The organism is Haloleucobacter albus (genome assembly GCF_052492075.1).
In genome coordinates this window covers 126,684-152,483 of the sequence record NZ_JBQWAS010000025.1, presented here as the reverse complement: position 1 = coordinate 152,483, position 25,800 = coordinate 126,684, and the positions used below count along the sequence as shown (strand labels likewise).

At 58.9% G+C, this 25,800-nt stretch carries 27 protein-coding genes; 11 read left to right on the top strand and 16 right to left on the bottom strand.

The genetic code is table 11. The features are described 5' to 3' along the window. The first annotated feature begins 66 nt into the window (after positions 1-66). On the top strand, positions 67-1,227 hold the full coding sequence (locus tag ACT6QH_RS08045; RefSeq protein WP_444974294.1) for an FAD-dependent monooxygenase: 1,161 nt from the start codon (positions 67-69) through the stop codon (positions 1,225-1,227). 118 nt (positions 1,228-1,345) lie between these two features. Here the strand turns inward: ACT6QH_RS08045 and ACT6QH_RS08040 are convergent, their stop codons facing one another. From ACT6QH_RS08040 to ACT6QH_RS08025, 4 genes are all read right to left on the bottom strand, one after another. Further along, entirely contained in the window at positions 1,346-1,972 is a 627-nt protein-coding gene (locus ACT6QH_RS08040; protein ID WP_444974293.1) for a hypothetical protein, read from the bottom strand. Continuing rightward, entirely contained in the window at positions 1,969-2,352 is a 384-nt protein-coding gene (locus tag ACT6QH_RS08035; RefSeq protein ID WP_444974292.1) for a VOC family protein, read from the bottom strand. The genes ACT6QH_RS08040 and ACT6QH_RS08035 overlap by 4 nt, the downstream gene beginning before the upstream one ends. A gap of 28 nt (positions 2,353-2,380) precedes the next feature. Continuing rightward, the gene (rlmN, locus tag ACT6QH_RS08030; protein WP_444974291.1) at positions 2,381-3,634 is read right to left on the bottom strand and encodes a dual-specificity RNA methyltransferase RlmN; all 1,254 of its coding nucleotides are present in this window, start codon (positions 3,632-3,634) and stop codon (positions 2,381-2,383) included. 142 nt (positions 3,635-3,776) lie between these two features. Then, positions 3,777-4,292, bottom strand: a complete 516-nt coding sequence (locus ACT6QH_RS08025) for an invasion associated locus B family protein (protein WP_444974290.1) — start codon at positions 4,290-4,292, stop codon at positions 3,777-3,779. Positions 4,293-4,644: 352 nt separating this feature from the next. On the opposite strand from ACT6QH_RS08025, the gene ACT6QH_RS08020 reads away from it, so the two are divergent. After that, positions 4,645-5,619: an NADPH:quinone oxidoreductase family protein gene (locus ACT6QH_RS08020; protein WP_444974289.1), complete on the top strand. Its 975-nt coding sequence runs from the start codon at positions 4,645-4,647 to the stop codon at positions 5,617-5,619. A 66-nt stretch (positions 5,620-5,685) separates the two neighbouring features. Here the strand turns inward: ACT6QH_RS08020 and ACT6QH_RS08015 are convergent, their stop codons facing one another. The 3 genes from ACT6QH_RS08015 to ACT6QH_RS08005 all read right to left on the bottom strand — a co-directional run bounded on the left by ACT6QH_RS08015 (position 5,686) and on the right by ACT6QH_RS08005 (position 7,821). Next, positions 5,686-6,084 (bottom strand): YkvA family protein, encoded by a 399-nt coding sequence (locus tag ACT6QH_RS08015; RefSeq protein ID WP_444974288.1) that lies wholly within the window; start codon positions 6,082-6,084, stop codon positions 5,686-5,688. A 217-nt stretch (positions 6,085-6,301) separates the two neighbouring features. After that, entirely contained in the window at positions 6,302-6,835 is a 534-nt protein-coding gene (gene thpR / locus ACT6QH_RS08010) for an RNA 2',3'-cyclic phosphodiesterase (RefSeq protein ID WP_444974287.1), read from the bottom strand. A 143-nt stretch (positions 6,836-6,978) separates the two neighbouring features. After that, a complete protein-coding gene (locus tag ACT6QH_RS08005) occupies positions 6,979-7,821 on the bottom strand; it encodes a GyrI-like domain-containing protein (protein ID WP_444974286.1) in 843 nt (280 codons plus the stop codon). Positions 7,822-8,051: 230 nt separating this feature from the next. On the opposite strand from ACT6QH_RS08005, the gene dapF reads away from it, so the two are divergent. The 3 genes from dapF (at position 8,052) to ftsY (ending at position 11,223) form a co-directional block, all read left to right on the top strand. Then, complete coding sequence (gene dapF / locus ACT6QH_RS08000) at positions 8,052-8,909, top strand: diaminopimelate epimerase (RefSeq protein ID WP_444974285.1); 858 nt, start codon at positions 8,052-8,054, stop codon at positions 8,907-8,909. A gap of 89 nt (positions 8,910-8,998) precedes the next feature. Then, positions 8,999-10,261 carry a tRNA (N(6)-L-threonylcarbamoyladenosine(37)-C(2))-methylthiotransferase MtaB gene (gene mtaB / locus ACT6QH_RS07995; protein ID WP_444974284.1) on the top strand — a complete coding sequence of 421 codons (1,263 nt, stop codon included), beginning with the start codon at positions 8,999-9,001 and terminating at the stop codon, positions 10,259-10,261. A gap of 17 nt (positions 10,262-10,278) precedes the next feature. After that, on the top strand, positions 10,279-11,223 hold the full coding sequence (ftsY, locus tag ACT6QH_RS07990) for a signal recognition particle-docking protein FtsY (RefSeq protein ID WP_444974283.1): 945 nt from the start codon (positions 10,279-10,281) through the stop codon (positions 11,221-11,223). A gap of 125 nt (positions 11,224-11,348) precedes the next feature. Here the strand turns inward: ftsY and olsA are convergent, their stop codons facing one another. The 8 genes from olsA to hemE form a co-directional block, all read right to left on the bottom strand. Next, complete coding sequence (gene olsA / locus ACT6QH_RS07985) at positions 11,349-12,221, bottom strand: lyso-ornithine lipid O-acyltransferase (protein ID WP_444974282.1); 873 nt, start codon at positions 12,219-12,221, stop codon at positions 11,349-11,351. A 71-nt stretch (positions 12,222-12,292) separates the two neighbouring features. Further along, complete coding sequence (locus tag ACT6QH_RS07980) at positions 12,293-12,664, bottom strand: Fur family transcriptional regulator (RefSeq protein WP_444974281.1); 372 nt, start codon at positions 12,662-12,664, stop codon at positions 12,293-12,295. A 167-nt stretch (positions 12,665-12,831) separates the two neighbouring features. After that, entirely contained in the window at positions 12,832-13,278 is a 447-nt protein-coding gene (gene rimI, locus ACT6QH_RS07975) for a ribosomal protein S18-alanine N-acetyltransferase (RefSeq protein ID WP_444974280.1), read from the bottom strand. 35 nt (positions 13,279-13,313) lie between these two features. Continuing rightward, positions 13,314-13,997, bottom strand: a complete 684-nt coding sequence (gene tsaB / locus ACT6QH_RS07970) for a tRNA (adenosine(37)-N6)-threonylcarbamoyltransferase complex dimerization subunit type 1 TsaB (protein WP_444974279.1) — start codon at positions 13,995-13,997, stop codon at positions 13,314-13,316. A gap of 109 nt (positions 13,998-14,106) precedes the next feature. Continuing rightward, positions 14,107-14,667 (bottom strand): NifU family protein, encoded by a 561-nt coding sequence (locus tag ACT6QH_RS07965; RefSeq protein ID WP_444974278.1) that lies wholly within the window; start codon positions 14,665-14,667, stop codon positions 14,107-14,109. Between the two features lie 237 nt (positions 14,668-14,904). After that, entirely contained in the window at positions 14,905-16,173 is a 1,269-nt protein-coding gene (gene rho, locus ACT6QH_RS07960; protein ID WP_444974277.1) for a transcription termination factor Rho, read from the bottom strand. Between the two features lie 276 nt (positions 16,174-16,449). Beyond that, positions 16,450-16,875, bottom strand: a complete 426-nt coding sequence (hemJ, locus tag ACT6QH_RS07955; RefSeq protein ID WP_444974276.1) for a protoporphyrinogen oxidase HemJ — start codon at positions 16,873-16,875, stop codon at positions 16,450-16,452. A 14-nt stretch (positions 16,876-16,889) separates the two neighbouring features. Continuing rightward, positions 16,890-17,936 (bottom strand): uroporphyrinogen decarboxylase, encoded by a 1,047-nt coding sequence (hemE, locus tag ACT6QH_RS07950; RefSeq protein WP_444974275.1) that lies wholly within the window; start codon positions 17,934-17,936, stop codon positions 16,890-16,892. Positions 17,937-18,269: 333 nt separating this feature from the next. On the opposite strand from hemE, the gene ACT6QH_RS07945 reads away from it, so the two are divergent. The 5 genes from ACT6QH_RS07945 (at position 18,270) to dnaQ (ending at position 22,059) form a co-directional block, all read left to right on the top strand. After that, on the top strand, positions 18,270-19,124 hold the full coding sequence (locus ACT6QH_RS07945) for a pyruvate, water dikinase regulatory protein (protein ID WP_444974274.1): 855 nt from the start codon (positions 18,270-18,272) through the stop codon (positions 19,122-19,124). A 1-nt stretch (position 19,125) separates the two neighbouring features. Next, the gene (locus ACT6QH_RS07940; RefSeq protein ID WP_444974273.1) at positions 19,126-19,743 is read left to right on the top strand and encodes a Maf family protein; all 618 of its coding nucleotides are present in this window, start codon (positions 19,126-19,128) and stop codon (positions 19,741-19,743) included. Then, positions 19,743-20,570: a shikimate dehydrogenase gene (locus ACT6QH_RS07935; protein ID WP_444974351.1), complete on the top strand. Its 828-nt coding sequence runs from the start codon at positions 19,743-19,745 to the stop codon at positions 20,568-20,570. The genes ACT6QH_RS07940 and ACT6QH_RS07935 overlap by 1 nt, the downstream gene beginning before the upstream one ends. A 71-nt stretch (positions 20,571-20,641) precedes the next feature. Continuing rightward, positions 20,642-21,235 carry a dephospho-CoA kinase gene (gene coaE / locus ACT6QH_RS07930; RefSeq protein WP_444974272.1) on the top strand — a complete coding sequence of 198 codons (594 nt, stop codon included), beginning with the start codon at positions 20,642-20,644 and terminating at the stop codon, positions 21,233-21,235. Between the two features lie 80 nt (positions 21,236-21,315). Beyond that, complete coding sequence (gene dnaQ, locus ACT6QH_RS07925; RefSeq protein WP_444974271.1) at positions 21,316-22,059, top strand: DNA polymerase III subunit epsilon; 744 nt, start codon at positions 21,316-21,318, stop codon at positions 22,057-22,059. Positions 22,060-22,226: 167 nt separating this feature from the next. On the opposite strand, the gene ACT6QH_RS07920 is transcribed toward dnaQ, so the two are convergent. Then, a complete protein-coding gene (locus ACT6QH_RS07920; RefSeq protein WP_444974270.1) occupies positions 22,227-24,254 on the bottom strand; it encodes a thioredoxin domain-containing protein in 2,028 nt (675 codons plus the stop codon). A gap of 195 nt (positions 24,255-24,449) precedes the next feature. On the opposite strand from ACT6QH_RS07920, the gene mnmE reads away from it, so the two are divergent. Continuing rightward, positions 24,450-25,760 carry a tRNA uridine-5-carboxymethylaminomethyl(34) synthesis GTPase MnmE gene (mnmE, locus tag ACT6QH_RS07915; protein ID WP_444974269.1) on the top strand — a complete coding sequence of 437 codons (1,311 nt, stop codon included), beginning with the start codon at positions 24,450-24,452 and terminating at the stop codon, positions 25,758-25,760. Positions 25,761-25,800 lie beyond the last annotated feature (40 nt).

Here is a 25,800-nt window from a genome sequence, read left to right as displayed (position 1 = left end):
TTTCGGCTTGCAAAAACTTCGTTTGTACGCAAACAATATTCCAACAGCATATGTGAGGTTTGCCCCATGAGTTCTGTTGAGACTGGTTCTGTTGAGAGTGTGGATATCGCCGTCATCGGCGCCGGCCTTGGTGGCGCGGCTGCCGCCAGCCTGCTGCTGAATGCCGGTTTTGAGGTGCATTGCTTCGAGCAGACCCCGGTTTTCACCCGCCTTGGCGCCGGCATTCATATCGGCCCCAATGTGATGAAGATCTTCCGCACCATCGGACTTGAGAACAAGCTGGCCGAAATCGGCGCGCATCCCGATTTCTGGTTCTCGCGCGATGGCCGCACCGGCGACTATCTCTCCCGCATTCCGCTTGGCGAGTTTGCGGTGAAGGAATATGGCGCGCCCTATATCACCATCCATCGCGGTGACCTGCATGCCGAGCAGATCAACATCATCCCGAAGGAGCGCATCCATTTTGACCACCGCCTGACCGATATTCAGGACCGGGGTGATGATGTGCTGCTAACCTTCGCCAATGGCCGCATCGTTTCCGCGAAGCTGGTGATTGGCGCAGATGGCATCAATTCCGTCATCCGCGAGAAACTTCTGGGTGTCGAGAAGCCGCGCTTCTCCGGTTGGGTGGGCCATCGCGCCCTGCTCAACATGGACAAGCTGGCCGCCAGCGGGCTGGATTTTGAGCGCTGCACCAAATGGTGGTGGGAGGCTTCCCGCCATATCATGGCCTATGCCACCAAGAATGATGGCAGCGAATATTATTATGTCACCGGCGTTCCGGTGGGTGGAGAATGGGAAGCCGAAACCGGCTTTGTCGAATCCTCCCGCGAGGAAATGGAAGGCATTTTCGGTGGCTCCCACCCCGTGGTGCAGGCCCTGATCGACGCCACCGAAGAAATCACCAAATGGCCCTTCTGGAACCGCGACCCGATGAGCATCTGGAGCCGCGGCCGCCTGTGCCTGCTGGGTGATGCCTGCCACCCCATGCGCCCCCATATGGCGCAGGGCGCGTGCATGGCCATTGAGGACGCCGCCATTCTGGCGCGCGCCCTCAAGGAAACCGGCACGGAAGATTACGCCACCGCCTTCAACCTTTATGAGGCCACCCGGCGTGAACGCGCCACCAAGGTGCAGACCATCTCCAACGCCAACACCTGGCTCAAACAGCCTGAAGATCCGGCATGGGTCTATTCCTATGATGCCATGACGGTTCCGCTCGGCTGAGGAGAGGGCCCGGAGCATGCCCCCCTGAACCGCTCCGGGCCCCTCCATCGGGGATGGATGACAACTGGCCTCAAAGCTGGCCATCACCTTCATCGGGCCATTCGCGGCATGGTCCAGCTTATTTCGATGTGCGGATGTCTGTAGGCTCAGATCCGGGACATGCATCTTCAGGCTGTGCGACGACAGGCTTTTCATCCTGCTCTGCATGCTGCTGTAATTGAGCTGCATTTTGTGCCGCAGAGCGCAGAATGGGCCTGTAGAAGCCTGCCGTGCAGCCTGCCACCAACCAGTAAAGAAGCCCGCCGGCCAGCCCCGCCGCTACAATATAAAAGGGGTCTCCCACCACTGCGGGAGCATCTGCCGGCATGGTGGGAGAAAAACCGAACTGCCCGCTCATCAGCCCGGCCCCGATCCACGCCGAAGCCACCCCATTGGCCGCATGGAACAGCCAGGAGCGCACGGCGAACAATTCGGAAAACAGAATGCCGACAGCCGCCACCATCCACATGAAGGACAGCAGCACCACCAGCAAAGCCATGCTGGTGACGATGGCGAGCATGGCTCCCATCACCAGTTCATCAGGGGCATTGGTCTGAAACAGCGTGCCGACACGCCATTCACCAACAACAATCACCACCGCCCCGGCCAGCACGGCGCAAAAATAGCCCAACGGCACCAGAAACAGGCGCAGCAGCAGGCGTATGATGGAATCCACGGGGTCTGCGCCCCTGTTCTGTGCACTCATTCCGGCCCGTGACATACGGCTTCGAGATTGTGCCCGTCCGGGTCCAGCACGAAGGCACCATAATAATCGAGATGGTAATGCGGACGCAGACCGGGCGCACCATTGTCGCGCCCGCCGGCTGCAAGCGCCGCCGCATGGAAAGCATCGACCTGCGCACGATCCGCGGCGGAAAAGGCGACATGCGACGCACCAACGACATCGCCTTCGGAAATCCAGAAGCGCGGCTTGCCCGTCGGCCCAAAGCCGATATGGGCCTTGTCGCCTGTCATCTCGGCGCTGACTTCCATCGCAATGGTGCTGCCCAACGGCGCAAGGGCCGTGACATAGAAAGCCCGCGAGCGCTCAAGGTTCGAAACACAAAGGCCGACATGATCCAGCATCGGGACCTCCATCGCCATGTTGCCGGGCTTAATCGTCTGCCGCTGCCATGGCCCGGAAAGCCAGGCGCTCACGGGCCGAGAGCTTCTCGCTCTCGCTCTTCAGCTGACCGCAAGCGGCCAGAATATCGCGGCCGCGCGGTGTGCGCACCGGGCTGGCATAGCCGGCACGAAAGACAATATCCGAAAACCGCTCAATGGTTTCCCAGTCCGAGCATTCATATTGCGTGCCGGGCCAGGGGTTGAACGGAATGAGATTGATCTTGGCTGGTACCCCTTCCAGCAGCTTCACCAGCGCACGGGCATCTGCCGGAGTATCATTCACACCCTTCAGCATCACATATTCAAAGGTGATGCGCTTGGCGTTGGAGGCCGCCGGATAGGTGCGGCACGCCTCGATAAGCTGCTTGATGGGATACTTCTTGTTGATAGGCACCAGCACATCACGCAAATCATCGCGCACCGCATGCAGCGAGATGGCCAGCATGGCGCCCACTTCACGGCCCAGTTGCTCAATCTGCGGCACTACGCCGGAGGTGGAGACGGTGATGCGCCGCTTGCCCAGGCCCAGACCATCACCATCCGAGAGGATCTCGATAGCTTCGGACACACTGTCATAGGCATAGAGCGGCTCGCCCATGCCCATGAAGACGATATTCGTCACCAGCCGGTCGCCCTCTGTGGGCAGGCCGGGGCCCACGGCACGCTCACGGCCGGGATAATCACCCAGCCGGTCACGAGCGACCATCACCTGCGCCACGATCTCGGCAGCTGTGAGATTGCGCACAAGGCGCTGGGTGCCGGTGTGGCAAAAGGAGCAATTGAGCGTGCAGCCCACCTGGCTGGAGACACACAGCGTGCCGCGATCACTCTCGGGAATATAGACCGCCTCAATATCGTGCGGCCGCTCGCCGGGATGATCTGCCGGGAAACGCAACAGCCATTTGCGGGTGCCATCCTGCGACACCTGCTCCATCACGATTTCAGGCCGCGCCAGAGTGTAATGCTCGGCCAGCTTGGCGCGCAGATGCTTGGAGACGTTGGTCATCTCCGAAAAATCGGTGGCGCCGCGCAGATAGATCCAGTGCCAGAGCTGGTTCACCCGCATGCGCTGCTCGCGCTCGGAAACGCCAATGGCGGCCAGGGCCGCGCCCAGCCTCTCCCGGCTCAGGCCGACAAGAGAAGCCAGGCCATCAGGTTCGGCAGCCGGAGCCGCAGATAAAACATCCTGTACAGGGGCAGAGGTCATTGTGGTGATCGTGGCAAAGTCAGGGGCAGCGCTCATGGCCCCATACATACTGCCGATTGCGGCATCTTTCCATCACGCAGACGCCAGAGAGGCCACCGAAGCGTAAAAAGCCTTCTCAGATATGAAAAGAGGGCGCATCAGCGCCCCCTGTTCGTTGTCTCCAGACCGACAGACGGCCTCAGTTGCATTCCTTGGCCACACGGTCCAGTGCGGCGGAAACGCCCTTGAGAGAGTAGGTATCAGTCGTCACATTACCGCGCCCGGAGGTGCTGGCGAAGGTCAGATCACTGCCCTTGCGCATCGCATCCACGAGGCGGCCCTCATCCGTGACATTGCGGACCCAGGCCCCATTGTCCTTGGTATAAAGACCAAGGGAGAGGGAACCAACCTTCACCGTCGCCTCGCTGCCGGACTTGATGGGGAAGCCGACAGTCACGCTTACCTCATTCTTCACCTTCTCGCCGGGGCGGGTGGAGATGAAGAAATAGGCCGGATCGCGGTTCAGGCCCGAAGGCGCACGCTTCTTGGGCTGGGAAATGGCATAGCAGACCTTGGGGCTGCTGGTGGAAACATACACGCTCCAGTCACCATATTGGGCAACTGGCTTCGACTGGCCCTGAGCCAGAGCCGGCGCAGCGGCCGCAAAGGCGAGGCAAACACCGAAGAGCGTCGAACGGACATGACGAGGTGCCATGGCTTCTCCTTTTCGCCGGACCCGCGATGGCGGACAACCGGAATTGAGGTTTCGAGCCTGTGCGCCGCGTAAACGATCAAGGCGGACATGAACGGGGCGGGCACGCCTTGGGCCTGTCTTAGACCAAGGCTCCGGCTCATCTCAATGCGCGAACACATCAAAGGTGAGCGATTCGCATGGAATGAACACCCGTCCCCATCGACAGATACGCCAGCGCAAACCAGTAATCACACGGGTTTGCAACGCATGTGCGAGAAGGACTGGACGACCTTTCCACGGGCACACAATCTGCCAATGGGGTTAACCATTTATCACTGCCTGCTGGCAATGTGGAAAGAGGAGAGCAAGCCTGATGAAAGCGGTTCTTTGCGAAGCGTTCGGCCCGGCCGAAAGCCTGTGTCTGGCCGACCTGCCGGAACCAACTCCCGGACCGGGCGAGGTGCTGGTGGACGTGAAGGCCGTGGGGCTCAACTTCTTCGATACGCTCATTATTCGCGATCGTTACCAGATCAAGCCGCCCTTCCCCTTCTCACCCGGCGCGGAATTTTCCGGCCAGGTGGCGGCCATTGGGCCAGCGGTGGAAAACATCCGCGAGGGAGACCGGGTGTGCGGCTATGTGACCTACGGCGCCGCCCGCGAAAAACTGGTGGTGAAGGCTGAATGTCTCGCCCCGATTCCCGATGGGCTGGATTTCGTGAAGGCTGCCGGCCTGCTGGTAACCTATGGCACCGCACTTTATGCGCTGCGCGAGCGGGGCGAGCTGAAACCCGGTGAAAGCCTCGCCGTTCTTGGTGCTTCCGGCGGTGTGGGTCTGGCCACGGTAGAGCTGGGCAAGATCATGGGGGCACGGGTGATCGCCTGCGCCTCTTCTGATGAGAAGGTTGCCTTTGCCGTTCGCCATGGTGCCGATGCCGGGCTGAATTACAGCACCCAGAATCTGAAACCGGCGCTGAAAGCCTTCGCCGGCGAAAACGGGCTGGATGTGGTGTTTGATCCGGTGGGCGGCGACTATTCAGAACCCGCCTTGCGCGCACTGGGCTGGTATGGCCGCCTTCTGGTTGTCGGCTTTGCCGCGGGAGATATTCCCCGCATGCCGCTAAATCTGCTTCTGCTGAAAAATTGCGATGCCCGCGGTGTGGATTTCGGCGGACAATCTCGAAAGAATCCGCTGTGGCTGCGCGATGCCGGCGCGCTGCTCATGGGTTATGCGCAGGAAGGGCGTATTTCAGCCCATGTGGATCGCACCTTCCCATTGGAAGATTGCGCCACCGCCATTGGTGAGATTGCCGGCCGGCGGGTAAAGGGCAAGGTGGTGCTGACGGTCTAGCACCACGGCCCCGGCGCCGGACATGCCAATGACAGAAAGCCGGTTCTCACCGGCTTTCACCACCGATCAGTCCTGCTGAAGCCCTTCCAGAATATCGTGAGCGGCAGACTGGTGCTGTGGCTTCACATGCTCACACAACAAACGCAGCGTTCCCATCAGCAGGGCGGCATCATCCCCATAACCCAGCACGGGCAGAACATCGGGAACCGCATCCACCGGCAGCACGAAATAGGCCAGCGAGGCCAGAAGAGTCGCCCGCACCTTGAGCGGGGTGGTTTTATCGAAAGCGGCATAATAGGCCGCCACCGCATCTTCCGCGAATGGCACCTGAGAGGCGGAACGACCCAGCTTCTTCCAGAAACCCTTGCGGACCCTGGCTTCATCGGAAGCGGCCTTGGCCCCTTCCTTTTCATCCAGGTTTTTCCACTCCAGTGCATTCATGGATGCGCTATTCATATTGGCCATGGCTCACACCATTGAAAGCAGCCACCCCACAAGGCGTATGGCCTTTCTTGTGCGCACTTTAATATTGTGCGCACTTTCGTGGGAATGACTTTCACTTTCAAAAATGGGGTTCAGAACGCCCGCGTCAAGAGATATTGGTTCATGGCGCTTTGAATTCAAAATCATTCCAAATTGAAAAGCCGGCAAAATCATGTGTCTGCCGGCTCTGAAGGTCTATTCAGGCCAGCGGATAAACAGCTTCCACCAGATAAGGCCCGCCACCAACCGAATTGCGCGAGGAAAACAGCACAAAACGCGGCACATGGAAGGACATGCTGCGATACGGGCCACGCAGGGCCAGATAATCAGCCACCTGCCGGGCGGAAACATCCCGCAGCCGGGCCAGCGTGACATGGGGGCGGTAATTGCGCCCCTCCCCCACCAGCCCGAGCCGTTGCAGACGTCGTTCCTGCTCGGCCTGCAAATCCATCAGGGCTGCGCTGCCCCCCACCGCAGCGAAAAGAGAGCGCGGCTTGCGCCCGCCAAACTGATCCAGCCCCTCCAGCGACAATTCAAAAGATGAACGGCGGATGCCCGCCAACGTGTCCATCACATCACGCGCAATGCCGTCATCGACATCGCCGATGAAGCGCAAGGTGATGTGATAGTTTTCGGTATCAATCCATCGTGCGCCGGAAAGGCCGCCCCGCAGCAGGGACAGACCCTGCCCCACCAGCGGGGGAATTTCGATGGCCGTGAAGAGCCGTGGCATGTTGCCCTCCGCAATACACCCCCCGGCAGCCTGTCGGCTGGCCCGGAAGCTTCCTGCATCAAAGGACATTCACATGACAGATGAAAGAGCATGCGGCATCTGCCTGCCGCTCTTCCCCATATTCGGCTTGTTCTGAGGTCGTTTTACGGATTTTGCGGGATGGACGGCGCCAGATCCGGCGGCAAAGGCTGGCCGTTGGGCCGGCGCAACAGGCCCTTTCCACCTTCAGGGGCAGGCACGAGAATTTCAATTTTCAGGATGTCCGGCGGTGTAGTCAGAAGATCGGTGCGGTAGCGCTCCATATAGAGATCCTGCGCATCAATAGCCCGCTCATCCAGAAAATTGGCAATCATTTCATAGGTGTTGTCCATATCGGCAAAAGAGCCTGAATGTTCAAAGGTCAGCATCTTGCCGGCATGGGTCGAGCCCAGCTTCACATTTTTACCGGGCGTTTGCGCGGTGACGCCGGAATAGGGGAGTTGCGCCTTGAAGGTGAAACCTTCGTCATCGCTGCTCTCATAAACCACAATCTGCTCACCGGCGCGCTTCAGTCCCAACCGGGCGCGTTCCTGTTCCAGCGTGCGGAAAGCCTCCACCAGCCCCTCATAAGCATTATCCCAACCCGCCTTGCCAGAAAGAAGCAGCGCCGGCTGAGCCTCCATCTGCGTTTCTCCGGGACGGAAGGGTGCAGGCTGCTGAAGAGGGGAAAGCGGCTGCGTCTCGACATTTTTCGGATCGATCACCGGAGGCGCTGTCAATTCATCCTGTTCGGGCATGGCGTCAATCGCCGCCAGCGCACCGGCTGGCATGAAGGCCAGAAGACAGGCCAACACCCCCATCCGCCACATGGAACGCGCCCTGGCGAAAGCAATGGTGCGGTTCAAAACGGTGGTGCGACTTGCAGCATGATCCGCAGGATGCACAGAAAGCTGGAAAGCTGCCCCCGCATCTCTAAGCCCATTCATCCGCCCGTTCACCCGCTTCATGTCCGTTCCTTCCGGCCTGCCATCATCTCCCGGCCTTCCACACATATGCCCTAAAGGAAAGCCGGGCGATATTGCCAGCCCGTTCACAGCCGGCCCCCGGCCGAATTGCCGCAGTAGCGTGACGCTTTTGCCATGAGCAGACCGCCAAAGGGTGGCGCGGGCGGGCTCTGCGGTCCATATAGAGCCTGAATTCCCACAGCTCTTTCCCGAGCCTTTCATGGATCTGCCCGATGGCTTCCCTCGCCCATCGCCCCTTTGTGAAGATGAACGGTCTCGGCAACGAGATTCTCATTCTGGATTTGCGCGGAAGTCCGGCAGATATCACGCCTGATGCCGCACGCGCTCTGGCCCGGCCGGATGTGCTGCCCTTCGATCAGGCCATGGTGTTGTATGCGCCGCGCCGCGCCGATACATGCGCCTTTGTGCGTATTCTCAACAATGACGGGTCGGAATCGGCAGCCTGCGGCAATGGCACGCGCTGCATTGCGACCTATGAGGCCGAAACCAGCGGTAACAGCCATATGCTGTTTGAAAGCCCCGCCGGCCTTCTCGACTGCACCGTTCAGCCGGATGGGCTGGTGAGTGTGGATATGGGTGCACCGCGCCTTGAATGGCGAGACATTCCCCTCTCCCATCCAGTGGCCGAAACCAACGCAGTCATCGTGCCCGGCTTTGAGCAACTGGGGCCGGCGGCCATGGCCAGCATGGGAAACCCCCACGCAACCTTCTTCGTGCCCGATGCCAATGCGGTGGATGTGGACAGGCTTGGCGCAGCACTTGAGGTGCATGAGCTGTTCCCGGAAAAGGCGAATATCTCCTTTGCCAGCCTGATCGCGCCCGATCATATTCTGCTGCATGTGTGGGAACGTGGAGCCGGTCGCACCCGCGCCTGTGGAACGGCTGCCTGCGCTGCGGGTGTGAATGGCGTGCGCACCGGCCGCACCGGCCGGCGGGTGACAGTCACTTTGCCCGGTGGTGACCTTCAGATCCATTGGCGAGAAAGTGACAGCCATGTAGAGATGACTGGTGCGACCGAATTTGAATTTGCCGGCAAAATAACGTCTGAGATGCTGAATGGGGCCAAGTGATGGAAGAGCGCGGCAATAGCTTTTTCCCCTCCCAGAAAGGCCCTGAAGATACACAAGAAAATATATTAATAAGCCAGCTAAAAAACTATATGCCCACGCGGGTCGAGAATTTTGGATGCCGGCTAAATTCATTGGAGTCCGAAGGTCTTCGCAAGGCAACAGAGACTGCGGGGCTAAGCAATGTTCTGGTCATCAATAGCTGTGCCGTCACCTCGGAAGCTGTCCGCCAGGCGCGCCAGACCATTCGCCGCGCCAAACGCCATAATCCAGATCTGCGCATTGTCGTAACCGGGTGCGCCGCACAGACAGAGCCGGACACTTTCGCCGCTATGGCAGAGGTGGATCTGGTTCTGGGCAATGGCGAGAAAGCCCATGCTGAAACCTGGCAGGATGTGCGCCGCATGCTGGATTTCGGCATTGATGCAGAGCAGCGCGTGCGCGTTCAGGACATTTTTGCCGTACGCGAGGCCACGCCGCATCTGGCAGACCGCTTTTCAGGGCACACCCGTGCCTTTGTGGAAGTGCAAAATGGCTGCGACCATCGCTGCACCTTCTGCATCATTCCTTATGGGCGCGGCAATTCGCGTTCCGTGCCCATGGGGGCGGTGGTGCAGCATGTGCGCCAGCTTGTTGGCAATGGATATCGTGAAGTGGTTCTGACGGGGGTGGATCTCACCTCCTATGGCAGCGGCCTGCCCGGCGCGCCCACGCTGGGCCAGCTGGTGCGCACCATATTGCGCCATGTGCCGGAACTGGAGCGGCTGCGCATCTCATCCATTGATGCCATTGAGGCAGATGCTGATCTTCTGGCCGCGTTGGCCGAAGAAGAGCGCCTGATGCCACATCTGCATCTCTCCCTTCAGGCCGGGGATGATCTGGTGCTCAAGCGCATGAAGCGGCGGCACAGCCGGGCCCAGTCTCTCGCCTTCATCCGGCAATTGCGGCGTCTGCGGCCGGATCTTGTGCTGGGCGCGGATATCATCGCCGGCTTTCCCACCGAGACCGAAGCCCAGTTTCGCAACAGCCTGGCCTTTGTGGAAGAAGCCGGCCTCGCCTTTCTGCATGTATTTCCCTACTCACCCCGCACCGGCACGCCGGCGGCGCGTATGCCGCAGGTGGCTTCCACCACCATCACCCGGCGGGCCCGCCAGTTGCGTGCACTTGGCCAGCGTCTGTTACATCAGCATCTTGCAGCTCAGATAGGCTGTGAACGCAGCATTCTGGTTGAAAAAGGCGGAAATGGTCACACCGAGCATTTCACGCCAGTGCGTCTGGCCCGACCATTGACAGAAGGCACACTGGCCCGGTTGCGCATCACCGGGCATGATGGAGCGCGGCTCGTCGCCGCCTGAAGGATTCTAGGATAATCATGAGCGAGCAGGACGGCACCAAGAAGAAGCCCGGTTTCTGGAAACGACTGACTTCCGGCCTGGCGCGCACCGCCACCAGCCTGACCCAGGGCATCACCGACCTTGTGACCAAGCGCAAGCTTGATGACGAAACTCTGGAAGAGCTGGAAGACATCCTCATCCGTGCAGATCTGGGCACTGATACTTCGGTGCGCATTGTCGCTGCGGTGGCCAAGGGTCGTTACGAGCAGAGCATCGACCCGGAAGAGGTGAAGGCCCTGATCGCCAGCGAAGCGGAGAAAATTCTGGAACCGGTGGCCAAGCCGCTCACTGTCGATAGCAGCAAGCGCCCCTATATCGTGCTCATGGTGGGCGTGAATGGCTCTGGCAAAACCACAACTATCGGCAAGCTGGCCTCACAATGGCGCGCAGAGGGCAAAAAGGTTGTGCTGGCAGCGGGTGATACTTTCCGTGCCGCCGCCATTGAGCAGCTGAAGGTGTGGGGTGACCGCACCGGCGCCACCGTGATTGCCCGTGAGCCCGGCGCGGATGCCGCCGGGGTCGCCCATGATGCCATCGTGACCGCCCGTGAACAGGGTGCCGATGTTCTGCTCATCGACACCGCAGGCCGCCTTCAGAACCGCACGGAACTGATGGACGAACTTGAGAAAGTGGTGCGTGTCATCAAGAAGCTGGAGCCGGAAGCCCCGCACAGCGTGTTGCTGGTTCTGGATGCCACTGTGGGCCAGAATGCGCTTTCACAGGTGGAAGTTTTCGCCCGTGTGGCCGGCGTGACCGGACTGGTGATGACAAAGCTGGATGGCACGGCCCGTGGCGGCATTCTGGTGGCCATTTCCGATAAATATAACCTGCCCGTGCATCTGATCGGCGTGGGTGAAGGTGCCGACGACCTTCAGACCTTCACTGCACGGGATTTTTCTCGGGCGATTGTCGGTCTCTCCTGAGGTTCAGGCAAAATTCAAAACAGCGGCCCATGCATATCTTGCGGGGCCGTTTTTTTTGCGCTTGAGTGAAAGTATAATTGTATACATTGTTGAAAACAAATCTTTTTTCAAAGCATATCTATTTGTCAGTTATGGCCGGATAGACTTTTCACCATCATGCTGCGCACGCTGGCTTCAGCTTCGCGCGTGACGCTTTTGCGATCATGAGCCGCATCCAGCACCAGTTCCGGGCCGAAACTCAGCGTCACATCAATCGCACCCTGCCGCAGCACTTCCATCAGGTGAGGCGCCAGTTCCATGTCACCCGTCCAGGCCGCGATGCCCCGATGCTGACGCCCCATGGGAATGCCCTGAAGCCGCACATAGGAAATGGAAAGAGGTTGGACACTCACCTGTTCCACATCTTCAAAAGCATCCCGCACCGCTCCTACCAGCGCCGTGCGGAAGGGCAAGACACGGTTTCCATCTGAAGAGGTGCCTTCAGCGAACAGAACCACAGGATCACCCTGCTTCAGCCGCCGGGCAATTTCCCTGTTCACATCACTAGTGGCCTGACGACGTTGCCGATTAACGAAAACGGTGCGCTGAAACTTCGCCAGAAGCCCCACAAGCGGCCATTCCGCGACCTCACTCTTGGCTACGAAGAACAGCGGCATCCGGGAACCAAGAACCGGAATATCCAGCCACGAACAGTGGTTGGAGAGAACAAGCAAGGGCCGCCCCAGTGCTGGTACACCTTCCACACGGACTTTCACACCAAGACATCGCAACAAAATGCGATGATACAACATCGGAATGGTGCGCCGTATCCGCCATTTCAGCTTTAGAGCCAGCCATTGCAGGGGAATGCCAATGGCCGTCGCCAGCAGCACCATACATATGACAAAGCCGAGACGAATGCCTTCCAGAATACGGGCGGCAAGCCCCTTCGGGGCCACGAGTTCATCAAGGGCATGATCAAACCGGCGAGAGCCGGATAGGGCTGGCTTATCATGCATGGTGAACAGCCATCACAACTGCGCTCATCTCTACGCCATGGCGAAATGATGAGCCGCGCAGTGTCATCACATCACTTCTCGTCATCCAGCGGCACGGCATAAAGCTCAAGCCGGTGATCGCACAGCCTGTAACCCAGCTTGCGGGCGATTTCTTCCTGAAGACGCTCGATCTCCTCGGAATGAAACTCGATCACCCGGCCGCTTTTCATATCAATGAGATGGTCATGGTGCTGGTCTGAGACCTGCTCATAACGGGCGCGGCCATCACCAAATTCGTGGCGCTCCACAATGCCGGCGTCTTCCAGCATCTTCATGGTGCGGTAGACGGTGGAAATGGAGATATTGTCATCAATCGCCACGGCGCGCCGGTGCAGTTCTTCCACATCCGGGTGGTCCTGCGCATCGGAGAGCACGCGGGCGATCACCCGGCGCTGTTCAGTCATGCGCATGCCTCTGGCCAGGCACGCCTCTTCGATGAGACTTGGCTTTTCGCTCAATGTCACCTCCACGAAGAGAGCCAAAACATGAGTGCCTTATCGCCTTGCACGGCCCGGACCGCAAGAGGCCGCCAGGCACAAATCGAATTGTGGACCATTTCCCTGGGGGATGCTCAGAAATTGCGCTTCAGAACCAGCGCATCAGCGGTACCGCCATAATAGCCTTTCCGGCGGGCAATCTGCTCATAACCCAGGCTGGCATATAGTTTCAGCGCGGCGGCATTACCTTCTTCCACCTCCAGAAAGGAGATGTTTACACCCTCCGCCGCCAAGCGCCGCAGATGATGGGACAGAAGAATGCCACCCAGCCCCTGACGCCGTTCTTCCCCCTTCACAGCAATGGAAAGAATTTCCGCTTCCGGCGCAACCAGATGGGAAAGCACAAAACCGACAGGCGCGCCTTTCTGGCCATGACTGATGATATGGGCGCGCACCACTTTATCGCAAAGCAGACGCTCAAATTCCGCGTCGTCCCAACCTCGCGCAAAAGACTGCTCGTGAAGTCTGGACAGGGCCGGCGCATCTTCCATACGGGCGTCGCGCAAATGGGGGGAAGTCACGGCTTTATGCCATCCGGTGAAAAGGGACAGGAAAGTCATTGCCGGGCAATTCGGGCCTTGTCCTGGGGTTTGGCGTCTGGCCCGCGCAGATAAAGCGGCTTGGCCTCGGCACTGGCGGGGTTGGCCACAGCACCCAGACGAGCAATCCAAGCCACATCGGGAGCCGCCGTCACATCGACAGAAACCGGGGGTTTTTCCCCGGAAGGCCAGGCATCGGCCAGCAATTGTGCACCTGAACCCACCAGCCGTGCAGGCCCTACGGCCACGGCCCGCGCAGCTTCACGCAGGCTGGTGACGCGCGGCGCAATGAGGGTGCGCCCGCCAATACCAAACATCTGGAGAAACACATGGTCATGGCGCGCATCAATGGCGCTGACGACAGCCATGCTGTCATCCTGCGCCAGAAAAGGGGCCGCGAGGGCCGAAAGGGTCGTGACACCGACCACCGGGCGGTTGATGGTGAGACCAAGCCCCCGCGCCGCTGAAAGCCCTACACGCAGGCCCGTGAAGCTGCCGGGGCCAACCGTCACCGCAATGCGGCCGAGATCTTCAAAATCAATCCCCGCATGGGACATGACCTGTTCCACAAGCGGGATCAGAGCCTCGGCATGGCCGCGGTTCATCAACAGGGAATCGCCCGCCATAATGCTGTCCGTCTCCGTATCGAGCACAGCGGCGGAACATGCGGCGAGCGCAGTATCAAGGGCAAGAATGTACATGAAGGCGCAAACCTCTCTGGACCCTCACGATTGACCGAAATGCGCCGAAACGGAAGGGTGCAGAGGCGCCTACCTTGCCAAAAGGTTAATGCGTGAAGGGTAGCAGGCCTCAGGCGGCCTGCACTTCCCGCACTTCCGGCACGAAATGCTTCAGCAGATTTTCCACCCCATGTTTCAGCGTGGCGGTGGAAGACGGGCAGCCCGAGCAGGCCCCCTTCATGTTGAGATAAACCACCCCATCCCTGAACCCACGGAAGGTGATATCCCCGCCATCATTGGCTACGGCCGGGCGCACCCGCGTATCCAGCAATTCCTTGATGGTCTCCACAATGCCAGCATCTTCACTGGCAAAAAATTCTTCGCTGTCAGCCTGTTCCAGAGCGGCTGCATCTTCCACCACCGGCGCACCGGAGAGAAAATGCTCCATGATGGCTCCCAGAAGCGCCGGCTTGAGCTGGGCCCATTCTCCGCCGCTCTTGGTGATGGTGATAAAATCCGGCCCCAGAAACACCCCGGTCACACCATCAACCTCAAAAATGCTGCGAGCCAGTGGGGAAACCGCCGCCGCCTGCGGATCTGTCAGATCCAGCATGCCTTCGCCAAGCACGGGGCGGCCGGGCAGAAACTTCAGGGTTGCCGGGTTCGGCGTGGCTTCGGTCTGGATGAACATGGGCCAATCCTCAAAATCTGCGCGCCTTATTCAGAGGCAGGCAGAGATGACGCCCCAGAGCTGTGTGGAACGGGCGCCTTCATTGTTTCCGTTCAAAGATAGGCGCTCCTCCTTCAAACCGGAAGGGTTTGGCTGTGGGATCGTCTGACAAAAGGGTGCGGCAGCACGCCACCCGGTACTCATGAAAAAGCCGGCCACAAGGGCCGGCTTTCCGGGTGCGAGGCCAGCACGCTGACGTCAGGTGTTCATCGAGTCGAAGAAATCCTGATTGGTCTTGGTCTGGCGTAGCTTGTCCTGAAGGAATTCGATGGCATCGACCGTACCCATCGGGTTGAGAATACGGCGCAGCACATACATCTTCTTGAGCGTATCTGCCGGAACCAGAAGCTCTTCCTTACGGGTGCCGGAACGGGTGATGTCGATGGCGGGGAAGACCCGCTTGTCGGCCACCTTGCGATCCAGAATGACTTCCGAATTGCCAGTGCCCTTGAACTCTTCGAAGATCACCTCGTCCATGCGCGAGCCGGTCTCGATCAGCGCAGTGGCGATAATGGTCAGCGAGCCGCCTTCCTCGATATTGCGGGCCGCACCGAAGAAGCGCTTGGGCCGCTGGAGGGCGTTGGCATCCACACCACCCGTCAGCACCTTGCCGGAAGACGGCACAACGGTGTTGTAGGCCCGGCCAAGGCGGGTGATGGAATCCAGAAGGATCACCACATCACGGCCATGCTCCACCAGGCGTTTGGCCTTTTCGATGACCATTTCGGCCACCTGCACATGGCGTGCGGCCGGTTCATCGAAGGTGGAGGAGATGACCTCGCCCTTCACCGAACGCTGCATGTCCGTCACTTCCTCCGGCCGCTCATCAATGAGCAGAACGATGAGGTAGCACTCGGGATGGTTGGTGGCGATGGATTTGGCGATATTCTGCAACAGCACCGTTTTACCGGTGCGGGGCGGCGCCACAATGAGGCTGCGCTGGCCCTTGCCAATAGGGGCGACAATATCAATGACCCGGGCGGAGAAATCCTTCTTGCCCACATTTTCCTCATGCTCAAGCTTGAGGCGCTCATCTGGATAGAGCGGGGTCAGATTGTCAAAATTGATCTTGTGACGGGTGCGCTCAGGGTCTTCAAAATTGATGGTGTTGACCTTGAGCAGGGCGAAATAACGCTCACCCTCCTTGGGAGAGCGGATCTGCCCTTCAACCGTATCGCCAGTGCGCAGGCCAAAACGGCGGATCTGCGAAGGGGAGACATAGATGTCATCCGGGCCGGGCAGATAATTGGATTCAGGAGAACGCAGGAAACCGAACCCGTCCTGCAATACCTCCACAACGCCTTCGCCGATAATTTCCGTCTCGCGCAGCGCCAGCTGCTTGAGAATGGCGAACATCAACTCCTGCTTGCGCAGGGTGCTGGCATTCTCCACCTCGTTTTCTTCGGCGAAGGCCAGCAGTTCGACAGGCGTCTTGGATTTCAGGTCTTGAAGTTTCACTTCCCGCATATGGGAAAGCCTCGATTGAATTTCGGGTGTGGCTTGCGGCAAAGGCACACAAGCAAGGGAAAGGGTGGAAATCGCAGGTCTACAGAGAAGCCGGGTTAAGGAACTTCCAGCTGGCGCTACAGCCGGCCTTTGGGAAGACCGGACACAGGGAGCGCAGTGCCTGCTTGAGGAAAGCCCGCGCAGGATAGCAGGCATGAGGGTGTGCGCAAGGGTTAATTGCGCACACGCCACCTCAAAAGTTTCAATCTTGCGTCATGGCCCGGAGATGTCGCGCCATCAGAACGGCTTCACGATCACCAGAATGACGATACCGATCATCAGAACGGTCGGCACTTCATTGGCGATACGGTAATATTTTGCCGTGTGCGTGTTGCGATCGGCGGCAAAATCCTTCACCCACCGGCTCATCATGCCATGCATGCCACTCAGCAGCACGACCAACAACAGCTTGGCGTGAAACCACGGATCAACAAACCAGCCACCATCCCAGGCCAAAAACAGGCCCGCAGCCCAGGCGACGATCATGGCAGGGTTGGCGATTGCCTTCAGCAACCGCCTTTCCATGACCTTGAAGGTTTCAGACTTGTCTGAACCCACCTGCGCCATGGAATGATAGACCATGAGGCGCGGCATATAGAGCAATGCGGCCATCCAGGCGATGACTGCGATGACATGCAGCGCCTTGATCCACAAATACAGCATGAAAACCTCCGGCCTTACAGGGCGCGGCGCACGCCTGCCACCAGTGCTTCCACATGGGCGATAGGCGTTTCAGGACGAATGCCATGGCCCAGGTTGAAAATATGGCGAGTGCCGGAAAAATCCCTGCGAATACGCAATATCTCGTCATCCAGCGCCTTGCCACCGGCGATAAGCCGCAGTGGATCCAGATTACCCTGTAGCGCAACCTTTGGGCTCAGCCTGTCTCGCACCGCGTGACGATCCACCGTCCAGTCAATGCCGATGGCGTCCACATCCAGCGCGCTGAGCTTTTCAAGCCCCTCAAGGGTCGCTCCCTTGGGAAAGGCAATGATGCGAACCTGCGGATGAAGCGCACGCAGCTTTTCAACCATGCGCTTCACCGGCTCCACGCACCAGCGTTCGAAGGACAGCGGATCAAGCACCCCGGCCCAGCTGTCAAAAATCTGCACAGCCTGTGCGCCAGCCCGGATCTGCCCGGACAAATGGGTTACCGAGACTTCAACGAGATGGTCAATCAGCCGCTGGAACAGAGCTTCATTACGCAGGGCCATAAGCCGCGCGGGGGCCTGATCCGGCGTACCACGGCCGGCGACCATATAGGTCGCAACAGTCCAAGGCGCGCCACAAAAGCCGATCAGTGCGGTTTCAGCGGGAAGAGCGGCACGGGTTTTGGAGATGGCCTCATAAACGGGCTGAACCTTCGCAGGATCAAGTTCATCCGGCAAAGCCGCAATGCGCGTAGGGGTGTTCACCTCCTCAAGCCGCGGGCCTTCGCCGGTTTCGAAGCGCAAACCGACATTCAGCGCATGGGGGGCAACCAGAATATCCGAAAAGATGATGGCTGCATCAAAGCCAAACCGACGGATCGGTTGAAGGGTCACTTCGGTGGCCAGTTCTGGATTGTAGCAGAGCGAGAGGAAGTCTCCCGCCTTGGCGCGAACCTCGCGATATTCGGGCAGGTAGCGCCCGGCCTGTCGCATCATCCAGAGCGGCGGGGGATTGAGAGGGGTGCCATCGAGCACCGCAAGGAAGGGCGAGTGGATCGCCGGAGAGCCGTTCATCGCCAGCCTTCAATCAAGGAATATATTTATAAATGGGAGTCTTTAGAGTCTTAACTGTTGATTAACCAGTTACAAGGCTGTCGACAACCGATCCACATGCCATCACCATATCGTTGCCGCATTTGCCGCAGGTGCGAAGCTGCGCCAAGCCGCGTTAATAAAGGATTAACGATTGTGGCAGAGGCGATATTCACATTCGCACACAGGAGAGGGCTGGATTCAGTCCATGCGAGTTGAAATGTGGAAAGTTATGAGTCCTTTCCCCAGCTTGCCCTTGCGCCGGCGACATGCACATGTCTTCCTCAACAACCTTCCACAGGGGCGGTGGATATCGTGAGCGCAGAGAACCCGAACCGGGACAGTTTCTTTCATCTTCACCTCGTTTCAGACGCAACGGGGGAGACACTGATTAATGTGGGTCGGGCAGCTTGCGCCCAATATGCCAGCGTGCGCGCGATAGAGCATGTTTACCCGCTGGTGCGCTCCATGAAGCAGCTGGAACGGGTGTTGAGCGAGATTGAGGGAAATCCCGGCATTGTGCTGTACACGCTTGTGGATGCCGAATTGCGCGGATGCCTGAAACGGCGCTGTGCCGAGCTTGGCGTGCCGGTGCTTTCCGTTCTCGCGCCGGTGGTGCGTCTGTTCCAGTCTTATCTGGGCGGAGAGCCGACCCCGCGTGTCGGGGGGCAGCATGCGCTGGATACGGACTATTTCAAGCGGATTGATGCGCTGAATTATACCGTCATGCATGATGACGGGCAGATGGTGGATGATCTGGAAGAGGCGGATGTCGTTCTGCTCGGAGTGTCACGCACTTCGAAGACGCCGACCTCCATCTATCTGGCTAATCGCGGCATCAAGACAGCGAACATCCCGCTGGTGCCCAATGTGCCCTTGCCGGGGCATCTGGAAAGCCTGAAAAAGCCGCTGATCGTGGGGCTGGTGGCCAGCCCGGAGCGGATTGTGGAAATCCGCCAGAACCGCCTTCTGGGCCTGAATGCGATGGATGCGGCTGGCACCTATACGGATCGTGATGCGGTTCGTGAGGAAATCACCTTTGCGCGTCGTCTGTGCTCGCGCAACAATTGGCCCATTATTGACGTGACCCGTCGTTCCATCGAGGAAACGGCGGCCAATGTCGTGGCTCTCTTCCATGAGCGGCAACGCCGCGCCACCAACGGAAACTGATATGGACTCCAACACCCTCTGGCGCAATGAGCAGCCGTTGGTGCTTGCATCTCAAAGCACCACGCGCCTGTCGCTGCTCGTTCATGCCGGTGTGCCGGTTGAAACCGTTTCGGTGGATGTGGATGAACGCGCCATGCAGGCTGAGGCCGATCCGAAGATGGAACCGGATCAGATCGCCCTGATGCTGGCCCGTGCCAAGGCCCTGGCTGGCGCGAGAACGGCGCCTGGGCGGATTGTTCTGGGGGCGGATCAGACTTTGGCCCTGGGTAGCCAGGTGTTCCACAAGCCGCGCAGCGTGGAACTGGCACGTGAGCAGTTGCAGCGCCTTTCCGGCTCCACCCATGCCCTGCATTCGGCCGCCGCTGTGGTGCAGAATGGGGAAGTGGTGTTCGAGACAGTGTCCAGCGCTTATCTCACCATGCGGCCCTTGTCTGGTGACATGCTGGATACCTATTTGGCGGCAGCCGGCCGGCGGGTGATGGAATCCGTTGGGGGGTATCAGCTGGAATCCGTGGGCCTGCATCTGTTCACACGGGTGCAGGGCGACCATTTCACCATTCTGGGCCTGCCCCTGCTTCAGATTCTTCCGCATTTCCGTGAGCAGGGCCTGTTGCCGTGATGCGTCGCGCCTGTGTAACCGGCCATCCCGTGGCCCATTCCCGTTCTCCCCTGTTGCATGGCTACTGGCTGAAGACGCTGGGCCTTGAAGGCAGCTACGGCCGGGAGGATGTGCCACCGGAAGAAGCTCGGGATTTTTATCGCCATCTCTCTGCCCATGGCTATGTCGGGTGCAATGTCACCATCCCTAACAAGGAAACGGCCTTTGCGGCGCTGGATGAGGCGGATGAAACAGCACGGGCGCTCGGGGCAGCCAACACCTTGTGGGTAGAGGGTGGAAAACTGTGTGGCAGCAATACGGATGGATATGGCTTTCTGGCCAATCTGGATGCCTGTGCACAAGGTTGGGATAAAGGCCGGGGTGAGGTGGTGGTTCTGGGTGCTGGTGGGGCATCGCGCGCCATTATTCATGCCCTGGTGACGCGCGGTTTCGGGCGTGTACATCTGGCCAACCGTACTCTCTCTCGGGCCGAAGCTGTGGCTGCGCCTTATGGAGATACGGTGCGGCCCTGTGGCTTGGCGGATGTTTCAGCGCTGCTGCCGCAGGCCGAGTTGCTGGTGAACTGCACTTCCCTCGGCATGAAGGGATCTGATCCGCTTGATCTGGATCTTGCCCCCCTGCCCGATCATGCGGTCGTGACTGATATTGTCTATGTGCCGCTGATGACCCCCTTGCTGGAGGCTGCACAGGCGCGCGGCCTGCGGGTGGTGGATGGGTTGGGCATGTTGCTGCATCAGGGTGTACCTGGGTTTGAACGCTGGTTTGGCGTGCGGCCGGAGGTGACGCAGGAATTGCGGGATCTTCTGGTGAAAGACATCACAGGCTGATTGTCTGGCACGGATGAATGCCCTGTTTCACGTGAAACAGGGCCAGCCTTGCTGAAAATGAGGGATATGGCATGTGGATTCTCGGGCTCACGGGTTCCATCGGCATGGGTAAATCAGCCACGGCCGCCATGTTTCGCAGCTTCGGTGTGCCGGTGCATGATGCAGATGCAACAGTGCATGCCCTTTATCGTGGGCGTGCAGTTCCTCTTGTAGAGGAAGCCTTTCCCGGTGTGAGCCTGAATGGTGAGATCAACCGCCCTGCCCTTGCCTCGCATGTTTTGCATGATGCAGAAGCCATGCAGCGGCTGGAAGAGATTGTTCATCCGCTGGTAGCGGAGGAAGAGGCGTTATTTCTGAAGGCTGCACGAGAGAGTGGGGCACGCTGTGTGGTGCTGGATATTCCCCTGCTGTTTGAAGGTGGAGGGGACCGGCGCATTGATGCTGCTGTGGTGGTCAGCGCTCCGCCTGAAGTGCAGCACGGCCGTGTGATGGACCGACCGGGCATGACGGAAGCAAAATTCCAGAGCATTCTGGCTCGGCAAATGCCAGACGCGGAAAAGCGTAAACGTGCCCATTTCGTGATTGATACCAGCCGGGGATTTGAGGCCGCACGCCATCAAGTGGCTGGGCTTTTGCGAACCTTGGCTGGGCCGGGCCGGCGCTGATATGTATATAATCATGATATGTATACATTTATATTTTGATACATATCATGCAGCGTGATGAAATCGCGTGAGGAGTGAAAATGCGGGAAATCGTTTTCGATACCGAAACCACGGGTCTTAAAGCCCGTGGAGGGGATCGGCTGGTGGAAATCGGCTGCGTGGAAATGGTCAACCGCGTGCTCACCGGAAATATCTACCATGTCTATATCAATCCTGAGAGAGACATGCCGATAGAGGCCTTCAACGTGCATGGCCTCTCGGAAGAGTTCCTTTCAGACAAACCCGTGTTTGCCGATGTGGCGCAGGAGTTTCTGGATTTTGTCGGCCAGGATACGCTGGTCGCGCATAATGCCAGCTTCGATATCGGCTTCATGAATGCCGAACTGGATCGCCTTTCTCTTCCTCCGATTTCACAAGATCGTGTTGTTGATACTCTGGAGCTGGCGCGCCGCAAGCATGGCAATACGGGCAATACGCTCGATCAGCTGATGAACCGTTACGGCGTGGACAATTCACGCCGGGTGAAGCATGGCGCTCTGCTCGATGCGGAATTGCTGGCAGAAGTTTATGTCGAGCTTCTAGGAGGGCGTCAGATCAGCCTGATCGGGCTGGTGGAGGAAGAGACAGATAAAAAGCCGGCTCATCTTTCTGTGGTTGGTTCTCTGCCCGGTGGAGGTCTTCGGCAGCGTCCGGTCCCGCTGGCATCGCGTCTCACCGCAGAAGAGAAGGCTGCGCATGAGGCCTTCGTTTCCAGCATGGGGGATAAAGCCCTGTGGCTGACATATGCAGACGAGAGCGAGACATCATCTCCTCAAATTGATTGATTTATATTTCCGATTAAAAATTGAAAGTTAATCCAAAAAATAGATCGACATAAATTGAGTATGGCGGGAATTTCGGGTTCTCTGTGAACTTGTCATCCTGAAACAAGATACTCCCGCCAGAGGCTCTTGAAATCGATTTTAGAGCATACTCGATTTTTTGAATGCTCTCAGCATTCTGACATCATGTTTTTCAAGCTGATGCGCAGAAGATCTGGCTCGATGATGGGTTGTGAGCATTTTTCACCCACACATATGAAAGCGGCGCCCTGCTTCGGGGCAGCGGCGATGCGTGCGGCCAGCACAGTACCGGGCTGAGCCTCTTCTCCTGCCCTGACATGGCGCACCACCCGCAGCGGAAAGGGATGAGCTCGCGCTGTTCGGGCAAGGTCTTCCGCAAGCTGCCCCTCCCCGACAATGGTGATTTCAGCAAGATGGAAGCGCAGATCCAGAACATTCAGCATGGCGCCATGGGCTATCACATTCCGGTTCACCATGCCGGACAACCCACCGAGAATGCGATCCGCCCGCATACGCAACGCATCCTGCCCGGTCAGAGCTGAAAGGCGAAGCAGGGCCTCAACAGCCACCGCGTGATAATTTGGCAGGGCTTCATCATGGCTGCTGAGGGGGCGCATGATGAGGGCCTCAGCATCATCAGCCGTGAGATAATAGCCCCCTGTAGCGGCGTCGATATGATGTTGTTCGAGCGTCTGTAGAAGATGGCTTGCCTGGTCGATATATGTGCTTTCGCCAGTCGCTTCATGAAGAGCAGTGGCAGCCAGAGTCATGGCGGCCAGATCTGAAGCCAGCCCCGGCCCGATCAGTTTTCCATCGCACAGTGAATGTGCCAGTCGCTTGTCCTTTTGCATGGTTGTATACACACATACAAAAGCGCGACGAGCGCATTCCACCCACTCCGGCTCCTCAAGCTGGATACCGGCTCGTGCGAGGGCTGCGATCATCAGCCCATTCCAGTCTGCCAGAATCTTGTCGTCCCTTCCGGGGCGCACGCGTGAGGCACGGGCCTCCAGAAGCCGGGCCCGCAAGGGGGTCAGCCGGACTTCATCCTCAGCGTGGATGTCCACGGCCCGTGAACGATTGAGGATCGTCTTCCCTTCCCAGTTCCCGGCGGGAGTCACATCATAGAAACGCGCGAAGAAGGCAGCATCGTCCGGCCCCAGAATCTGCTCGATCTCTGCGGCGCTCCAGACATAGAAACGGCCTTCCTCACCTTCACTGTCGGCATCCAGACTGGCGGTGAAAGCGCCTTGTTCACTCATCATTTCCCGTTGCAGCCAGCCGACGGTTTCTGTCGCACGGGCTTTGAACAAGGGCTCTCCTGTCTCGGCATAGGCCAGCGCCAGCAGTTCCAGCAATTGGGCATTGTCATAGAGCATCTTCTCGAAGTGCGGCACCAGCCACGCCTCATCCACGGCATAACGGGCAAAGCCGCCGCCAAGATGGTCATAGATGCCGCCTTCGCTCATCCGGTTGAGAGCGAACAACATGGTGGCTTTCAGAGCAGGGTTCTGCTGGCGTACGCCATTGCGCCAAAGAAATTCCAGTAGCCCGCATTGGGGGAATTTGGGGGCACCCTTCAGGCCACCATTCACCGGATCGAACATCTCGGAAAGGCGTGGCGCAAGACCAGACAGATCATCAGAGGAGATGGAAACACCGGGTTGGGGCTTGGCCATGCGTTGCAAACGTGAGGCGATGGCCTGCGCATTCTGGTGCACTTTTTCCGGGCTGTTATGATAGAGGCCGGAGAGCTGGGTCAGCACATCTGCAAATCCGGGCCGGCCATAGCGGGCTTCGGAAGGAAAATAGGTGCCACCCCAGAAGGGGTGACCTTCCGTATCCAGAAACATGGTGAGCGGCCAGCCTCCCTGCTGTCCCATCTGATGCAGGGCATTCATATAGATCTGGTCCACATCAGGGCGTTCTTCCCGATCCACCTTGATGTTGATGAAGAGCTCATTCATCACTGCGGCGATAGCCGGGTTCTCGAAGCTCTCATGCGCCATCACATGACACCAGTGGCAGGCGGCATAACCGATGGAGAGCAGAACAGGCTTGCCCGTGGCCTTGGCTTCATCGAAGGCTTCTGGCCCCCACGCCCACCATTGCACCGGGTTATTCTTGTGCTGAAGCAGGTAGGGGCTGGTTTCAGCGGCAAGGCGGTTCTGGCTCATCTGGGGTTCCTCATGGTGCAGCTTTGGGGCCTGGCGTTTGCACCGATATATGTTGAAGAGGCAGGCTAGCATATCTGAAAGGCCAATCCCTGGCGGGATGTTCCAAACAGATGGATGAGTGGCCCGGCCCGGACATGCTATGAGGCACAATGCAGCTTGCCGGCTGCCCTGCCCTTTTGCCTCTACAGGTGATCCATGTCTGCGCACGTGCCAGCCGAAACCATCTTTGCCCTCTCTTCCGGGCGGCTGCCATCCGGTGTCGCCGTGGTGCGCTTGTCCGGGCCGGCCTCTACAGTGGCGCTGGAAGCTCTGTCCGGGATCATTCCTGCACAGCGTCATGCGGCCTTTCGAGCGCTGCGCGATCCTGAGAATGATGAAATTCTGGATCGTGCCCTGGTGCTGTTCTTTCCCGGCCCACGCAGTGTCACGGGGGAAGATCTGGCGGAGTTTCACCTTCATGGTGGGCGGGCTGTGGTGGCGGCGGTTCTGGGTGCTTTATCGCGTCTGCCCGGTTTACGCCCGGCAGAGGCCGGAGAATTCACCCGCCGGGCTCATGCCAATGGGAAAATGGATCTCTCTGAAGTGGAAGGGCTGGCGGATCTGATTGCGGCTGAAACACAGGCGCAGCGACGGCAGGCTTTGGCACAGGCTTCAGGCGCCCTGTCGCGCCGGGTAGAGGGCTGGCGGGAAAAGCTGCTTTCCGCTCTTGCCTTGGTGGAAGCCAGTATTGATTTTTCCGATGAAGGGGATGTTCCAGAAGATCTGACCCGGCAGGCCAATGGCTATATCACTCCCCTCCTCCATGAGGTGAAAGCCGCATTGGCAGATGCAGACCGGGGCGAGCGCGTGCGTGATGGGCTGGTTGTGGCCATTGCGGGGCGGCCGAATGCAGGCAAATCCACCTTGTTGAACTGCCTTGCCGGACGGGACGCGGCGATCGTCTCTGACCTGCCGGGGACAACGCGCGATGTGCTGGAAGTGCATCTTGAACTTGCGGGACAAGCCGTGACCTTGCTGGATACAGCGGGGCTTCGGGAAACAGCAGATGTGGTGGAAGCCGAAGGTGTACGCCGCGCCCTTGCACGGGCAGAGGCTGCGGATCTGGTGTTATGGCTTTCGCCGGAAGGAGAAGAGCCCCCCTCCACACTGGAACATGCGCTCAAGGTGCGCAGTAAATGTGATGACGGGGAGAATGTGCCCGCAGAGTGGCTCGCCCTTTCTGCCCGCACAGGTGCGGGGCTGGAACTGCTGCTGGAGCAGATTGAACAACGGGCCTCATCTCTCGCCGGGGGTGAGCCGGCCCTTATCACGCGGGAACGTCAGCGTCTGGCTCTGGATATGGCGGCCCGGCATCTTGCTTTGGCATCTCGGGAGTTTGCCGGCCTTGAGGAATTGCGAGCAGAAGAGCTGCGCCTTGCTGCGCGAGCTCTGGATCGCACCATAGGACGGGTGGATGTGGAGGATGTTCTGGACACGCTCTTTTCCACCTTCTGCATAGGGAAGTGAGTGATTGGCAGAGCAATGTTTCACGTGAAACATTGCTCTT

Coding starts and splice junctions, on each gene's coding strand:
- ACT6QH_RS08045 (WP_444974294.1), top strand. CDS start 67: ATGAGTTCTGTTGAGACTGGTTCTGTTGAGAGTGTGGATATCGCCGTC.
- ACT6QH_RS08040 (WP_444974293.1), bottom strand. CDS start 1,972: ATGAGTGCACAGAACAGGGGCGCAGACCCCGTGGATTCCATCATACGC.
- ACT6QH_RS08035 (WP_444974292.1), bottom strand. CDS start 2,352: ATGCTGGATCATGTCGGCCTTTGTGTTTCGAACCTTGAGCGCTCGCGG.
- rlmN (WP_444974291.1), bottom strand. CDS start 3,634: ATGAGCGCTGCCCCTGACTTTGCCACGATCACCACAATGACCTCTGCC.
- ACT6QH_RS08025 (WP_444974290.1), bottom strand. CDS start 4,292: ATGGCACCTCGTCATGTCCGTTCGACGCTCTTCGGTGTTTGCCTCGCC.
- ACT6QH_RS08020 (WP_444974289.1), top strand. CDS start 4,645: ATGAAAGCGGTTCTTTGCGAAGCGTTCGGCCCGGCCGAAAGCCTGTGT.
- ACT6QH_RS08015 (WP_444974288.1), bottom strand. CDS start 6,084: ATGGCCAATATGAATAGCGCATCCATGAATGCACTGGAGTGGAAAAAC.
- thpR (WP_444974287.1), bottom strand. CDS start 6,835: ATGCCACGGCTCTTCACGGCCATCGAAATTCCCCCGCTGGTGGGGCAG.
- ACT6QH_RS08005 (WP_444974286.1), bottom strand. CDS start 7,821: ATGAAGCGGGTGAACGGGCGGATGAATGGGCTTAGAGATGCGGGGGCA.
- dapF (WP_444974285.1), top strand. CDS start 8,052: ATGGCTTCCCTCGCCCATCGCCCCTTTGTGAAGATGAACGGTCTCGGC.
- mtaB (WP_444974284.1), top strand. CDS start 8,999: ATGCCCACGCGGGTCGAGAATTTTGGATGCCGGCTAAATTCATTGGAG.
- ftsY (WP_444974283.1), top strand. CDS start 10,279: ATGAGCGAGCAGGACGGCACCAAGAAGAAGCCCGGTTTCTGGAAACGA.
- olsA (WP_444974282.1), bottom strand. CDS start 12,221: ATGCATGATAAGCCAGCCCTATCCGGCTCTCGCCGGTTTGATCATGCC.
- ACT6QH_RS07980 (WP_444974281.1), bottom strand. CDS start 12,664: ATGACTGAACAGCGCCGGGTGATCGCCCGCGTGCTCTCCGATGCGCAG.
- tsaB (WP_444974279.1), bottom strand. CDS start 13,997: ATGTACATTCTTGCCCTTGATACTGCGCTCGCCGCATGTTCCGCCGCT.
- ACT6QH_RS07965 (WP_444974278.1), bottom strand. CDS start 14,667: ATGTTCATCCAGACCGAAGCCACGCCGAACCCGGCAACCCTGAAGTTT.
- rho (WP_444974277.1), bottom strand. CDS start 16,173: ATGCGGGAAGTGAAACTTCAAGACCTGAAATCCAAGACGCCTGTCGAA.
- hemJ (WP_444974276.1), bottom strand. CDS start 16,875: ATGCTGTATTTGTGGATCAAGGCGCTGCATGTCATCGCAGTCATCGCC.
- hemE (WP_444974275.1), bottom strand. CDS start 17,936: ATGAACGGCTCTCCGGCGATCCACTCGCCCTTCCTTGCGGTGCTCGAT.
- ACT6QH_RS07940 (WP_444974273.1), top strand. CDS start 19,126: ATGGACTCCAACACCCTCTGGCGCAATGAGCAGCCGTTGGTGCTTGCA.
- ACT6QH_RS07935 (WP_444974351.1), top strand. CDS start 19,743: ATGCGTCGCGCCTGTGTAACCGGCCATCCCGTGGCCCATTCCCGTTCT.
- coaE (WP_444974272.1), top strand. CDS start 20,642: ATGTGGATTCTCGGGCTCACGGGTTCCATCGGCATGGGTAAATCAGCC.
- dnaQ (WP_444974271.1), top strand. CDS start 21,316: ATGCGGGAAATCGTTTTCGATACCGAAACCACGGGTCTTAAAGCCCGT.
- ACT6QH_RS07920 (WP_444974270.1), bottom strand. CDS start 24,254: ATGAGCCAGAACCGCCTTGCCGCTGAAACCAGCCCCTACCTGCTTCAG.
- mnmE (WP_444974269.1), top strand. CDS start 24,450: ATGTCTGCGCACGTGCCAGCCGAAACCATCTTTGCCCTCTCTTCCGGG.